Source organism: Petralouisia sp. (assembly GCF_056822245.1).
Map to the genome: position 1 here is coordinate 64,194 of NZ_JBQIOP010000006.1, position 14,174 is coordinate 78,367.

At 48.3% G+C, this 14,174-nt stretch carries 11 protein-coding genes and 2 pseudogenes; 7 read left to right on the forward strand and 6 right to left on the reverse strand.

The window, feature by feature from the left end; genetic code table 11:
• Positions 1–103 precede the first annotated feature (103 nt).
• The 3 genes and pseudogenes from ACTO17_RS03860 to ACTO17_RS03870 all read right to left on the reverse strand — a co-directional run.
• Positions 104–307 (reverse strand): annotated as a pseudogene (locus ACTO17_RS03860) (ISAzo13-like element transposase-related protein); the annotation flags it as partial.
• A gap of 1,011 nt (positions 308–1,318) precedes the next feature.
• A pseudogene (locus tag ACTO17_RS03865) lies at positions 1,319–2,107 on the reverse strand (nitrite/sulfite reductase); the annotation flags it as partial.
• A gap of 105 nt (positions 2,108–2,212) precedes the next feature.
• Positions 2,213–3,091, reverse strand: coding sequence for a LysR family transcriptional regulator (locus ACTO17_RS03870; protein ID WP_482556962.1), 879 nt, complete (start codon positions 3,089–3,091; stop codon positions 2,213–2,215).
• A gap of 208 nt (positions 3,092–3,299) precedes the next feature.
• On the opposite strand from ACTO17_RS03870, the gene ACTO17_RS03875 reads away from it, so the two are divergent.
• The 6 genes from ACTO17_RS03875 (at position 3,300) to ACTO17_RS03900 (ending at position 11,840) form a co-directional block, all read left to right on the forward strand.
• Positions 3,300–4,922, forward strand: coding sequence for an FAD-dependent oxidoreductase (locus tag ACTO17_RS03875; protein WP_482556963.1), 1,623 nt, complete (start codon positions 3,300–3,302; stop codon positions 4,920–4,922).
• Positions 4,923–4,962: 40 nt separating this feature from the next.
• Positions 4,963–5,913, forward strand: a complete 951-nt coding sequence (locus ACTO17_RS03880) for a 4Fe-4S dicluster domain-containing protein (protein WP_482556964.1) — start codon at positions 4,963–4,965, stop codon at positions 5,911–5,913.
• A gap of 20 nt (positions 5,914–5,933) precedes the next feature.
• Entirely contained in the window at positions 5,934–6,983 is a 1,050-nt protein-coding gene (locus ACTO17_RS03885; RefSeq protein WP_482556965.1) for a YeiH family protein, read from the forward strand.
• Between the two features lie 346 nt (positions 6,984–7,329).
• Positions 7,330–8,556: a glutamyl-tRNA reductase gene (gene hemA / locus ACTO17_RS03890; RefSeq protein ID WP_482556966.1), complete on the forward strand. Its 1,227-nt coding sequence runs from the start codon at positions 7,330–7,332 to the stop codon at positions 8,554–8,556.
• A gap of 40 nt (positions 8,557–8,596) precedes the next feature.
• On the forward strand, positions 8,597–10,993 hold the full coding sequence (gene hemC, locus ACTO17_RS03895) for a hydroxymethylbilane synthase (protein WP_482556967.1): 2,397 nt from the start codon (positions 8,597–8,599) through the stop codon (positions 10,991–10,993).
• Positions 10,994–11,048: 55 nt separating this feature from the next.
• The gene (locus ACTO17_RS03900) at positions 11,049–11,840 is read left to right on the forward strand and encodes an HAD family hydrolase (RefSeq protein WP_172539365.1); all 792 of its coding nucleotides are present in this window, start codon (positions 11,049–11,051) and stop codon (positions 11,838–11,840) included.
• A gap of 92 nt (positions 11,841–11,932) precedes the next feature.
• On the opposite strand, the gene ACTO17_RS03905 is transcribed toward ACTO17_RS03900, so the two are convergent.
• The 3 genes from ACTO17_RS03905 to ACTO17_RS03915 form a co-directional block, all read right to left on the reverse strand.
• A complete protein-coding gene (locus ACTO17_RS03905) occupies positions 11,933–12,901 on the reverse strand; it encodes a beta-ketoacyl-ACP synthase III (RefSeq protein ID WP_482556998.1) in 969 nt (322 codons plus the stop codon).
• A gap of 115 nt (positions 12,902–13,016) precedes the next feature.
• The gene (locus ACTO17_RS03910) at positions 13,017–13,433 is read right to left on the reverse strand and encodes a hypothetical protein (protein WP_482556968.1); all 417 of its coding nucleotides are present in this window, start codon (positions 13,431–13,433) and stop codon (positions 13,017–13,019) included.
• A 2-nt stretch (positions 13,434–13,435) separates the two neighbouring features.
• Positions 13,436–13,633, reverse strand: coding sequence for a helix-turn-helix transcriptional regulator (locus ACTO17_RS03915; RefSeq protein ID WP_482556969.1), 198 nt, complete (start codon positions 13,631–13,633; stop codon positions 13,436–13,438).
• 203 nt (positions 13,634–13,836) lie between these two features.
• On the opposite strand from ACTO17_RS03915, the gene ACTO17_RS03920 reads away from it, so the two are divergent.
• Positions 13,837–14,172 carry a hypothetical protein gene (locus ACTO17_RS03920; protein ID WP_482556970.1) on the forward strand — a complete coding sequence of 112 codons (336 nt, stop codon included), beginning with the start codon at positions 13,837–13,839 and terminating at the stop codon, positions 14,170–14,172.
• Positions 14,173–14,174 lie beyond the last annotated feature (2 nt).

The following is a 14,174-nucleotide window of genomic DNA, read 5'->3' on the forward strand; positions in this document are numbered from 1 at the left end:
ATGTATTAGCTTTGCAGGGAGCCGGATGCGGGAAAGCTGCACGTCCGGTTCTGAGAGGGGTAAGCCCCGTAAGGGACTTACCTACTTACCAACTGTTCAAAATTTATTTATTATTTAATTGCGGCATAATGATATAGTTCCATTCACCATGAAAATCATTTTTCACAATATTTACTTCGGCTAATTCTTCATCTATTGTTTCCAGCGGACGCCCGCGCCAGTTTTTGTTGATCTGGCTAAACAGACGGTGTTCTATTTTGTTCCACTTCGACGTTCCCGGCGGAAAATGGGATACCTCAATTGGAATGTTGATTTAGATGGACTGGACGGCAAATTCAGCCGTGTCCTTACTGATGCCGATATTGACATATTTTCCGACCGTGACATGGCCAATACAAATACCTTGGGACTTTAGTGCAGAAGGGGGTATATTTGGATACACAGGAACTGCCGGATTGCCCTTTGATACACAAACCGGGCAGTTCCTGTGTATCGAAATACAGAATGTTTGCTTTAGAAAGCGCAGAGCTGTTTAAAAAGATTGGACTGTAAAAATTATAATAAGTTTTTACAGGAAGCGGTTGGCAATTTTTAAGAAATCTTCATGGTATTTCTGGATAAAATCAGAATAAATCAGGCCCCGGGCCATGAGTTCTCTGCCAAGTTCTGCCAGGAATTCGGGAATATCTGATTCTAGCATTACGCCCAGTTCTTTGCCGAAGGATTCTTCTCCCTCGATGGGACAGCCCATTTCATAGACGGCAAAGGCCGGTTTCGGGCCCTCCGGCGTCTGTTTGACGCCTCCCCGGAAGCCAAGGGCGGCTACCGGATGGCCGGAGCAGGAGGAGGGGCAGCCGGAAATATGGATTTTGGGCAGGACATCGTTGGGGAAATGTTCTTTACGGACTCTTTCAATGCATGCCTTCAAAAGAGCCTGGGAATCCCTGGCGCCCACCTGGCAGATGGAAGCGCCGATGCAGGAGACGGAGGCTTCAAAACCCGTCTGGGCGCCGTCTTTGGTGAGGGCAAGAATTGTCTCGGCTTCCCGGGCCGTCAGGTTGATGATATAGAGACTTTCGTCCGGGGAAATCCGCAGCAGAACTTCCTCCATAGGAAGAATCGCATCATACAGGCGCCGGAAGAACTCAGGTTTGGGACAGCCGCCGATGGGATGGTAGCAGACGGCGTACAGTCCTTCCTGTTTTTGGGGAATGGCCCGGGGATGCTCCAGTTTTTTTTTCGTTCCCTGTTTATGAATTTCTGGGGCATTGAGCGTTAAGTCAAGCTGCTCAGAGGCCAGAGCCAGATTCAGTTTTTCCTGATAGGCCTGGAGATACCTTTCTGTTCCAAGGGTATCCTGCATAAAGCGGGTGCGGGATTTTGCACGGTTTTCATAATTGCCGTAAGCGGTAAAAGTATCAATCATAGCTTTGATGTAATATAAAATTTTTGCGGGCTCGATGTCAGATGCCGTCAGAACCCCCATTTTCGGTTCCCGGCCCAGTCCGCCGGCGCTGTACACGTCAAAGGTTCCCCGCTCTGTGGCGGCAAACCCCAGATCCCGGAAGGTGACATGGGTGATATTTTCTCCGGAATTGGAAAAAGCGACTTTTAATTTCCGGGGCAGCTTTACTTTGTGGATAAAGCCCAGTAAATATTCAGCGGCCGCTTTGGCGTAGGGAAGCGTATCGAAATATTCCCCCCGCTGCACGCCGGAGAGAGGAGAGCACATGACATTTCGGGGATAATCCCCGCCTCCGCCCCGGGTGATGATGCCATGGTCAAAGGATGCCTCAATCAGCGCGCAGACCTCTTTCTCGGACAGATTGTGAAGCTGCAGGCTTTGGCAGGTGGAAAAGTGAACCAGGGAAATGTTATATGTTTCAATGCTTTCTGCAATGAAGAGCAACTGTTCCTTTGTGATTTCTCCTCCGGCAAACCGAAGGCGCAGCATACTGGCATCGCCGCCTCTTTGGGCATAGCTGCCGAAGCCGCCGGAAAATTTTTTGTATTGGGCAACATTGATGTCTTTTTGATAGAATTTTTTCGTCATTTCATGGAATTCTTTCAGGTCTCCCCGAAATTCTTCAATATACTTCTGGGACATAGCAACCTCCTGTCTGTTAGTTTGGCAAAGCGTAATCTGCCGCACAGGATCAGTATTTCCAGAAAGGGGAAAAATACTCTGCCTGCCAGATGTCCCGGAACATTTTTATTTTATTTTTTTGACAAGCTCTGCAAACTCCTGCATCTGGGAAGTGACAGGATGGCAGTGGTTGTGGCAGAGATAAAAATAACGCTTCATGGAAACATTTTCGATGGAACAGATAAAAATGTCGCCTTTTTTTTCGTATTCGGACGCGCACCGCAAGGATAAAACGCCCAGGCCCAGATTATGGCGCACGGCGTCCACAATGCCGCAGCGGCTGCTGCACTCCCATTTGATCATAAAAGGAATATGAGAATGCATCATAATATTTTCAAAAATCGCCCGGGTGCCGTTTCCTTTTTCCCAGATAATAAAATTCTGGTGCCGCAGTTCTTCGATACCGATGGAGGTCCGTCCGGCAAAAGGATGGCCTTTTCCGCAGATAATGCACAGAGTATCCTCTAACACAGGTTCCGTCATAATTTCCTGATGGACAATAATTCCCTCCACCAGCGCAATATCCAGTTCATTGTGGATCATCCGGTGCTCAATGGTCTGGGTATTGTCCACAAATACCTTGACGTCAATGTCGGGAGACTGGAGTGAAAGCTGTTCCGCCAGAGAGCCCATCAGGGTATTGCCTACGGAAAGAGTGGCGCCGATCCGCAGAGGGCGCTGGGAGTTGGCATGTTTCATGGACTGCTCTAAATGTTCGTGGCTGGCTGCAATCTCTCTGGCGCTTTCAAGAAGCAGCAGCCCGGAAGAGGTAATCTTCAGTTCCTTGGGAAAACGCTCAAAGAGCCGGGTCTGATATTCTGCTTCCAGATCGGAAATAATCTGGCTTACCGTAGGCTGGGAAATATACAGCCGTTTGGCTGCTTCACTCATTTTCTTATACTCGGCTACGGCAATAAATGTTTTTAATTGTTTTAAGGTTGCCATGTAGAATCCTCCTGATGCATGGATAAAAACCGTGATGTTTTGTCCATGTTTATCATAGTATGTAAAAAGCATTTCTGTGGCATAGGAAAATACCTATAGCTTAATTTGTATTTTACTATTTTACGTACAATTTAACAAGTGCTATCATAGGAGCATAGAGAAAATTGTCGAATTTTTATCAATCTTTTTTAATTTCAGGAGGTAAGATATGAAAGTAGTGGTACTTGGCGGGGTTGCTGCCGGCACTAAAATCGCTGCAAAACTGATGCGGGAAGACCGGGCGAATGAAGTTATCGTGCTGAACAAAGGGAAGAATATTTCCTATGCAGGCTGCGGGCTTCCCTATTATGTGGGGCATGTAATTGAGGAAAGGGAGCAGCTGATTGTAAATACACCGGAGAAATATGCCAAACTTACCGGCGTAACGGTAATGACGGAGACGGAGGCTACCAAAGTAGATCCGGAGGCAAAGAAAGTAACCGCCGTAAATCTGGCAACCGGCCAGGAGCAGACTTATGAGTATGACAAACTGGTGATTTCTGTAGGGGCAAGCCCTGTGAAACCGCCCATTGACGGCTGTGAGCTGGAGAATGTGTTCTTCGTGCGGACACCGGAGGACGCCATCAGAATCCGTGAAGCAGTAGACGCTGGAGATGTAAAGCGCGCGGTGGTAGTTGGTGCAGGCTACATTGGATTGGAGATTGCAGAGAACCTGAAGCTGCAGGGAATCCGCACCTTTGTGCTGGATATGGCAGAACATGCCCTTCCGGGATTTGATCCTGAGATGGCTGAATATGTGGAAGGCAAATTGCAGGAAAGCGGAATTCCGGTAGTAACAGGAGTGGCAGTTACAGGACTGGAAGGAAGCGGCAAGGTAGAGAAGGTTCTCACCAGTAAGAAAGCTTACAAGGCTGATTTGGTAGTGCTCAGCGCAGGAATCCGCCCCAACACATCCTTCCTGGACGGAATCGGTCTGGAAATGTTCAAAGGAACCATCCTGACCAACAAAAAGGGAGAGACAAATCTTCCGGATATCTATGCAGCAGGAGACTGCGCAATGGTACATAACGCATTGACAGAGAAGGCAGCATGGTCTCCCATGGGCTCCACCGCAAATATCAGCGGCCGCCTGATTGCCCAGAATATGATGGGTGCGGATCTTGGCTACCGGGGCGTACTGGGAACGGCAGTGTGCAAGCTTCCCGGCCTGAATGCAGGAAGAACCGGATTGACCGAGGCGCAGGCTGAGGCAGAGGGCTTCCATCCTGTCAGCGTAATTACAGTTGTGGACGACAAGGCCCACTATTTCCCGGGTGCGGGCACATTTATTATCAAGATGATTGCAGACAAAGATTCCTTAAGACTGCTGGGACTGCAGGTAATTGGAGCAGGAGCGGTGGATAAGGTAGTGGATATTGCCGTAACAGGCATTATGTTAAAAGGAACCCTGAACGATCTGGCAGATATGGATTTGGCTTACGCGCCGCCGTTTTCCACAGCAATTCATCCCTTTGAGCATACCTTAAATGTGCTGATGAATAAGATTAACGGCAAGTTTGAGACATTTACGCCGGCAGAATATGCCAGCGGCGCAGCAGAAGGCTATAAGGTAGTGGACGCATGTCTGGCCCCCTCCATTGAAGGAGCGCCCTATGTAGAGCTTACCACAGTGGAAGGCCCGGTGGACGGGCTTGAGCCGGACGAAAAGATTCTGCTTGTGTGTAACAAAGGCAAAAGAGCTTACCTGCTTCAGAACCGCCTGAAATTCTACGGATATAAAAATACGAAGGTATTAGAAGGCGGAATTACATTCAGCGATGTGGAAGTATAAAATATAATTTTATAAATATAAGAAAAGGAGATTGAGAGATATGGGATGCACAATCAAACCAGAAGAGATCAAAAGAGTAAAAGGACTCGGATTTCTCAACAACAAAGGAACAGATTTATTTAACGGACGTGTGATTACCGTAAATGGCAAAATCACAGCAGAGCAGACCAAAGTCATTGCAGAAGCAGCAGAAAAATTTGGAAATGGAGATGTGGAATTTACCACACGTCTTACCGTGGAAGTGCGCGGAATCCATTTTGATAATATTGAACCGTTCCGTGAGTATATCGCAAAAGCCGGCCTTGAAACCGGCGGTACCGGATCTCTGGTTCGCCCGGTGGTATCCTGTAAAGGAACTACCTGCCAGTACGGACTGTATGATACCTTTGATTTGTCTCAGAAAATTCATGAGCGTTTCTACAAAGGATATCACACGGTAAAACTTCCCCACAAATTTAAAATCGCAACCGGCGGATGCCCCAACAACTGCGTAAAGCCTGATTTGAACGATCTGGGTATTATCGGACAGCTTGTGCCGAACGTAGAAGAAGATATGTGTAACGGCTGCAAGAAGTGCCAGGTGGAAACGATCTGCCCGATGAATGCGGCAAAAGTGGAGGACGGTGAGCTTATCATCGACAACGAGGCATGCAATAACTGCGGACGCTGCGTGGAGCAATGTCCATTTGATGTAATTGAAGAAGGAACACCGGGATACAAGATTTATATCGGCGGAAGATGGGGCAAGAAAGTGGCTCACGGACAGCCGTTATCCAAAGTATTTACCACAGAAGAAGAGCTTCTGGACACCGTGGAGAAAGCAATTTTGTTCTTCCGCGAGCAGGGCAGGACAGGCGAGCGTTTTGCGGACACCATCGCAAGAATCGGATTTGAAGAAGTGGAAAAACAGCTTCTTGCAAACGATATTTTAGAAAGAAAGCAGGAAATTCTGGATGCGCAGCTTCATCTGGTGGGAGGAGCAACCTGCTAATTTTGGGAGGAATTTAAGAAATGGGTTCAAAGAAAAAATACGGTGCAATTCTGTTGTGCCTGGTAATTGGATATCTGGCAACAATGTCCACAGATTTGCAGTCCTCTGTGTTAGGGCGTGTGGTTATGGGCGGACCAATGGTTGCATTGTTGGTTTCTATGATTATATGCAACATTATTCCCTCTGTGGATAAGGACTTTAAAGAGGGAACTACATATTGCAGCAAGCAGTTCTTGAACTGGGGTATTATCATGACCGGCGGAACTTTAAGCTTTGCTGACATTATGGGAACCGGCGTCAGGGCGCTGCCGTTAATCCTGTTTAATATCTGTCTGTCCTTTGCAGTGGCAATGCTGGTGGGCGGAAAAATCGGAGTTACAAAGAATACCTCCGTGCTGGTAGGCGGCGGAACCTGTATCTGCGGCGGTACGGCTATTGCAACCTTAAGCCGTATTATCAAGGCGACAGACGCAGAAATCGCCTTTGGTATGGCAGCAATTTTCCTGTTCGATACTATTTCCGCATTTTCTTATCCGTATATTGCTCCGATGCTGGGATTTACCGAAAATCAGTTTGCATTTGTGGCAGGTACGGCGATTAATGACACTTCTTCCGTGGCAGGCGCTCAGGCAACTTATCAGGCGATGATTGCCAATCCGGAATTCAGCGGCGCATTGAATGTAAAATTGGTGCGTACCACAATGCTGATTTTCGTGGCAATTGTATGGACGGTTCTGATGGCAAGAGACGCTAAGAAGAATGGAGAAGCAGGAAGCAACGACAGCATTCTGGCAGTAGTAAAGAAAACCTTCCCCATGTTCATTCTCTGGTTTGTAGTAATGGCAGGTCTGAATACTTATGGCGTGTTCAGCGACGTGGGAAGCAGCCTTTTAAAGACAGTAAGCAAATTCCTGTTTGCATCTGCTCTGGCGGGCGTAGGATTTAAGATCAAGTTCAAAGATGTATTTTCCAAGGGATTGAAGCCGATTGCATTGGGCGGAATCACCTGGGCCTGCGTGGCAGCGTCATCCTATATCTTCGCATTCCTTTTTGCAGGATATATCGGATAGAAATTGCCAGTAAACAAAAAATATGTTATGCTTTATAAGCATCGGGGGCTGCCGGTATGCAGCCCCCTTTTAATGTTTAATATGAAAGCCTCTGGCTTCCATATTATGGATGGCCATGCGGCCTGTCGCACGACAAGCTAAGCAAGGTGTGGGTTTACTATGAAAGCCTCTGGCTTCCATAGTATGGATGGCCATGCGGCCTGTCGCACGACAAGCTAAGCAAGGTGTGGGTTTACTATGAAAGCCCCTGGCTTCCATAGTATGGATGGCCATGCGGCCCGCCGGACGGCAGGCTGAGCATGATGGAGGTTTATTATAACAGCTCATTACATAAGGAGAATCAGACATGCAATTTGGATTCTTAGGGATAAATTATCAAAATGCGCCTTTGGCAGTTCGGGACAGGACAAGCTTCACCGATGCCATGAAACTGGAATTTTTCCAGAGAGCGGAGGAGGCCGGGGTGGATCAGTGCATGGTACTGTCCACCTGCAACCGTAGTGAAGTGTATTACCTGTATGAGAGGGAGGAGCAGCAGGCTCAGATACAGAGCATTTATGAGGGAATGTTTCCGGATGTGACATTAGAGGAGCTTTTGCTCAGATTGTCGGGAGAGGAGGCCATGGCCTGGCTGTTTCGCATTGCCGCGGGCCTGGAATCTCTTGTGCTGGGGGAGGATCAGATTCTGGGTCAGGTAAGGGATGCGCTGGATTTTTCCAGAACCATGGGATACAGTAAGAAAGAACTGAATAGGATTGTAAGGGATGGGATCACCTGCGCCAAGCAGATCAAAACGGAATTGAAAATCAGCGAGAAGCCCCTTTCAGTCAGTTATATCGGAATTAAGAAGTTAGAGGAAGCCTGCGGCATCAGCGGGAAAAGGATTCTTGTGATTGGAAGCGGAAAGACAGCGGCTTTGGCCCTGAAATATATCTATGAATATCCGGATATTTCCGTTACTGCATGCAGCAGGACATATGCCCATGCCAGAGAGTTGAGAGAGCAGTTTCCGCTGCTTGAGATTGTACCCTATGAAGAGTGGCGTCAGGCGGCGGGAGACTGCGATGTTGTAATCAGCGCCACATCTTCTCCTCATCTGGTGGTGCGCAGGGAGGATATCACACTGACGCGCCCGGTCACGTTCCTGGATTTGGCGGCGCCGAGAGATATTGACACTTTATTTTCTGAGGACCCTCTGGCAACGCTGATTAATCTGGATACCCTGCAGGCCATTGCGGGGGAGAACCAGAAGGAACGGGAGCGTCTGGTGAAGGAGAGCCGGAAACTGATCGAGGAAAAATTACAGGAAACACAAGTCTGGCTTGTGCACAGCCGTATGGATTCTACCATTGAATCCTTACAACAGAGGTGCAGCGGAATTGAGGAGGACAGTTTTTGCTATTTAAACCGGAAAATGGAGCTTGGGGCAAGAGAGCAGAAGCTTTTGAAAAAAGTGCTGCATGCGTCTTTGCAGCGGCTGCTGCGGGAACCGATTCAGGAATTAAAGCGTCTGGAGTCCGAAGAAGAACAGGAAGAGTATAAACGGCTGGTGAAACAGCTGTTTCAGATATAAACGGTAATTTATGTGAGAGTATATAGATAGGAGAAGAAGGATGGAATACAGAATTGGCACAAGAGGCTCGAAACTGGCGCTGACCCAGGCAGAATATGTCTGCGGCAGGCTGACGGAGGCTTTCCCGGAGGATACCTTTGAAATTCAGGTGATTAAGACAAAGGGGGATGTGATTTTGGATAAGCCCCTTCATGAAATCGGAGATAAGGGCGTATTTGTAAAAGAAATTGAAGAAAAGCTGTTGGCAGGCGAGATTCAGATTGCCGTTCACAGCATGAAAGATATGCCCTCCTCGCCGGCTCCCGGGCTGATGTTTACGAAAGCATGGAAGCGGGAAGATCCCAGAGATGTTCTGATTCTGCGGGAAAAGAAATCATTGCAGGAATTGCCTCAGGGCGCGGTGATCGGAACAGGAAGCAAGCGCAGGGAATTTCAGCTGAAGCGTCTTAGGCCGGATCTCCGGGTTGTGGGCATTCGGGGAAATGTAGGTACCAGAATCCGGAAAATGGAAGAGGAGAAGTTAGACGGGATTCTTCTGGCCGCCGCAGGGCTGCGCCGGTTGGGCATGGAGGACAGAATTACCCAGTATTTGGAACCGGAGGAGATGATTTCTGCGCCGGCCCAGGGAATTCTGGCATTGGAAATCTGTGAGGGAGAGCAGAAGCTTCTGGAAATGCTCAACCGGCTCAGCGATGAGGAAACGGAAGCCGCTGCAGCGGCGGAACGGGGATTTCTGCAGCAGATGGGAGGAAGCTGCCATGTTCCGGTGGGGGCAATTCTGAGAACCGAGGAGAAACATGTATCCGACAGTGCGGGCCCGGGGCAGCAAAAGGATGGAACATACCGTCTGGATGCAATGTTCGGGGATGCGACAGGAGCCAGGCAGGCTTACGTAACGGTATACGGGGCCTATCCGGAAAAACTGGCCGGGGAAGCTGCAAAGGAAGTGCGAAAGAAACTGGCCGGCAAAGTTATTTTGCTGGGAGCCGGCCCGGGAGATCCGGGGCTGATGACAGTAAAAGGCTTAGCGGCAATCCGGGAAGCCGACTGTATTGTGTATGACCGGCTGGCGTCGCCGGAGCTTCTGGCAGAAGCAAAGCCCCAGTGTGAAAAAATTTATGTGGGCAAGGCAAATCATCACCACACCATGAAGCAGGAGGACATTAATCAGCTTCTGGTGCAAAAAAGCATGGAATATGGCAAAACCGTCCGGTTAAAGGGCGGAGACGTCTATGTATTCGGAAGAGGCGGGGAAGAAGGGCTGTACCTGCGGCAGCAGGGCGTGGAATTTGAGGTGATTCCGGGCATCAGTTCCTGTATTGCCGGGCCTGCCTATGCGGGAATTCCCATTACCCATCGGGGAAAAGCATTGGGATTTCATGTGGTAACCGCCCATGACAGACGGGATGAACTGGCGGACATTGATTTTAAAGCCATGGCAGGCGGGAAGGAAACCTGTGTGTTTTTGATGGGATTAAGCAAAGTGGGAGAGATTGCCAGAAAGCTGATGGAGGCAGGAATGCCGGAGCATACCGGGGCAGCCGTGATTTCCCAGGCCACTACCCCCAGGCAGCAGACCTGTGTTTCTGATTTATTACATATGGAAGAGGATGTGAAAAACGCCGGTCTGGTTTCACCGGCCTTGATTGTTGTGGGCCAGGTGGTGTCTCTGCGGAAGAAGCTGAACTTTTACGAAAACCGTCCCCTGTCCGGGAAACAGTATTTGATCCCCAGAATCGGAAGCCGTCCCACCAGACTGGGCCAGCTGCTGAAATCACAGGGCGCCCTTGTGGATGAAGTACAGGTGGGAGAAATTGTAAAGGGCGAAAATTTTCCGGCAGAAGAGCTTGGCAGGGCAGATTGGCTGATTTTCACCAGTAAAAACGGCGTCAGCGCCTTTTTCCGGCAGTTTCGGGAGAAGGGACTGGATCTGAGAAGCCTGGCTTCTGTGAAGATTGCGGTCATCGGCGGGAAAACAGCGGAAATGTTGGAGGAACTGGGACTTTATGCAGATTTGATTCCCGGGGATTTCCACAGTGACGCCCTTGCAGAAGCGATGAAACAGCAATTGACCGGTTCTGAGAACGTCTGGTATCTGAAAGCCGGGAATGCCGACAGCCATCTGCAGGAAGCTCTGAGCGGGCGCTGCAGCTTCCGGGAAATTACGGTATATGAAAACTGCAGCGTAGAACCTGAACTGGATGGGCTTTGTGATTTGAAGGAATACGATGGAATTCTGTTTACCTGCGCTTCATCAGCTCAACGTCTGATTCAGGCCATGGGAAATGTGTGGGATTTATGCCAGGTCTACAGCATTGGCCCCAAAACCACATCATTTCTGAAAAAAAGCGGTGCGAAGCTGGTGCTGGAGGCAAAACATTTCACGTATGACGGACTGGCAGAGCGGGTGCTGCAGGAAGAGGAACATCAGCAGTAAATGAGGCAATTTCAGATATAGACGAAACAAGAAACACATAGAGAGGAAAAACAGGATGAGGAAGGCAATTTTTTTTGACATAGACGGAACAATCTGGGACAGGAAACAGTGGATTCCGGACAGCGCCAGAGAGGCGTTTCGACGGATGAAGCAGCAGGGGCATTATCTGTTTATCTGCAGCGGAAGAACCAGGGTGTTTATTCCCGATGAATTGCTGATGCCGCTGGGCTTTGAAGGAGTCCTGGCCGGCTGCGGAACCTACGGGGAATTTCAAAAGGAAGTGAAATTCTATCACAGAATTCCTCTTAAGGAGATTCAGAGAGTCAATGAAATCCTGCGGGAATTAGGGGCGGCGTATATTCTGGAGGGACGTCATCTGCTGTATCTGGACGAAGAGCGTTTTTCAGAAAAATCTTCTTTTTCACGGGAAATAAAAAAGGCTCTGGGACAGAATGTGGTACGGGTGACCGGCAACGAAGAGAACCTGGAGGTCAGCAAATTCTGCGTCAATTACATGGATGACAAACAGCGTCAGAAAGAACTGGAGGAAAGAGTCGGAGAAGATTTTACCATTATTTACCGGGAGGGCACATTTATGGAGGTTGTGCCCAAAGGATTTAACAAGGCCACCGGTATTCAGGAGATTTGCAGGATGCTCAATATTGCCCCGGAAGAGACGTATTCTTTCGGGGACAGCACCAATGATTTGGATATGTTAAAGTACACGGCCCATTCCGTCGCCATGGGAGACGGAATGCAGGAGGCCAAAAATGCGGCGGAATATGTGACGGCGCCTCTGGCAGAGGACGGCATTTATCAGGCATGCCGGCATTACGGGCTGATTTAAAGAGAAAATTTACGCAGGGCTGCCGCATTAAAAAGTAAAGGGGCAGCCCTTTTTCTATCTCGTAATGGAATTACCCTCTGGTATGCCGGATTTTACCAGTTCAGTAAAGCTGCGCCCCAGGTAAGACCGGCGCCGAAACCGGAAAGCAAAAGCAGATCTCCCTCTGAGAGCTTTCCTGCCCTGTGCACTTCGTCCAGAAGAATGGGGATGCTTGCAGCGGAGGTATTGCCGCAGTGCTCCACATTGGAGGGGAATTTCTCTAAAGGCAGCTTCAGCTTCCGTGCAATGGAGGTGATAATCCGGTAATTTGCCTGATGGAGCAGGTAATATTTCACATCTGAAGCCGGAATTTCTGACTGGGCCAGAAGAGACTCAATGCAGGCCGGAACCTTTTTTACGGCAAACTTAAAGACCTCCTGCCCGTCCATGTACAGATAATCAGGGTCAGTGCCGGTGGTGAGATAAGGGTTGTTGTTGGTGCGGCATTTACACATCAGTATTTCTCCGCCGGTTCCGTCTGAGCCTTGTACAGAGGCAATCATGCCTTTCTCAGAGGCCTTTGCAACCACGGCCCCTGCGCCGTCTCCGAACAGAACGCAGGTGGAACGGTCTGTCCAGTCTATGATTTTAGAAAGGGTTTCCACGCCGATGATCAGGGCGGTTTTATAAATGCCCGCCTGAAAATAGGCGTCTGCAGTATGGAGGGCAAACAGAAAGCCGGAACACGCCGCATTTATGTCGAAGGCAGCGGCTTTCGCCGCGCCAAGTTCTTTCTGCACCATACATGCGGCGCTTGGAGTAATATAATCAGAAGAAACGGTTGCTACAATAATCAAATCAATTTCTTCCGGCGAAAGTCCGGAATCTTCCAGAGCGTTTTTGGCTGCGCTGACTGCCATTGACAGTGTGGTCTCTGTTTCGGAAGATACCAGATGACGTTCCCGGATACCGGTCCGGCTCTGAATCCATGAGTCGTTGGTTTCTACAATGGTAGAAAGAAAATCGTTTGTGGCAGATTTATCCGGAAGGCAGCTTCCGGTTCCAATAATTCTTGCTCTCATCATAATTCCTGTCCTTATATTATTAGTTTGATAATCAAAATATTTATATCTTTACTATAAACGCAGACAGGGAATTTGTCAATGGAAAGTTTCGGTCCGTCTGCTGCAAAGTCCGCTACATGGTTCTGTTCAGACGCCAGAGCTGCATGACGTATGCAATCTGTCCGATAAAGTATGCGCCGATGATTGTAAAGCAGGAAACTTCTGTCATATATCCGGTAAAAATTAAGGCAAATATGGAGATCACAATTGTAAAACTCATGACTTTGTATCCGCTTGCCATTGCTGCATTGCTTATCATAATATTTCTTTCGTCCTGTTCTTCAATCTCCATTTCTTTGGTTTTCTTATGAAATAAATCACAGACGCCGGAAATGATAAACAGACTGCCGATTAAAGATGTACCGGCCACAATCAGGTCGGGACGCGGCACAGGAACTAATTCATGTATGCCCAGTCCGTAGGTCAGAAGTCCTCCCAACAGAATCAAAAGGCCCGCAGCCGTCGTTAAAACAGATAAACTCTTTTTCATCTTCATTCCTCCTCATAAATAAAAATATCTTCAATGCTCCGATCAAAATACCGGGCGATTTTAAATGCAAGCTGTATGGATGGATTGTATCGCCCATTCTCTAAAGAACCTATGGTCTGCCGTGATACCTCCAGTGTCCGGGCCAAATCCTCCTGTTTGATTCCCCGTTCTTTGCGCAATTCTTCCAGTCGATTCTTCATGGATACCTCCCTTCCATGGAAAGTTTACTTTCCATATATGGATTATAGCATAACGGATAAGAATGTCAAGTATACTTTCCATTTTTAATAAATAATCATGCGGCAATGGATTTCCATCAGCAATGATAGCAACTTCGTGTTGCTGAAAGCTGTTACAGAGGTTATAATAAAGATAAACCTGTTACAGGAAAGAGGGTGGTTGTTTGAGCGATACAGTAAAGCTGAATGATGAGGAAGAAAATTTAGAGCTGTTGGAAGGATTTACCCTTCTGGATGATGAGTTTATGACAATCGTGTTTGACAGAAACACAGAGGCAACGGAGCTTCTATTAAATATTATTCTCGGCAGGAACGATATGGAAGTCACGGAAGTGGCGGCGCAGAGGGAATATAAGAATCCGGTCATGGGAGGCCGTTCTATTAAGCTCGACATTTATGCCAAGGGTTCTGACGGAAAAGTGTATGATATTGAGTTGAGGTACAAAATGAGAATGCTGGGGCAGACGTTCACAGAGCCAGATTTCACAGCAGTATGTTAGAT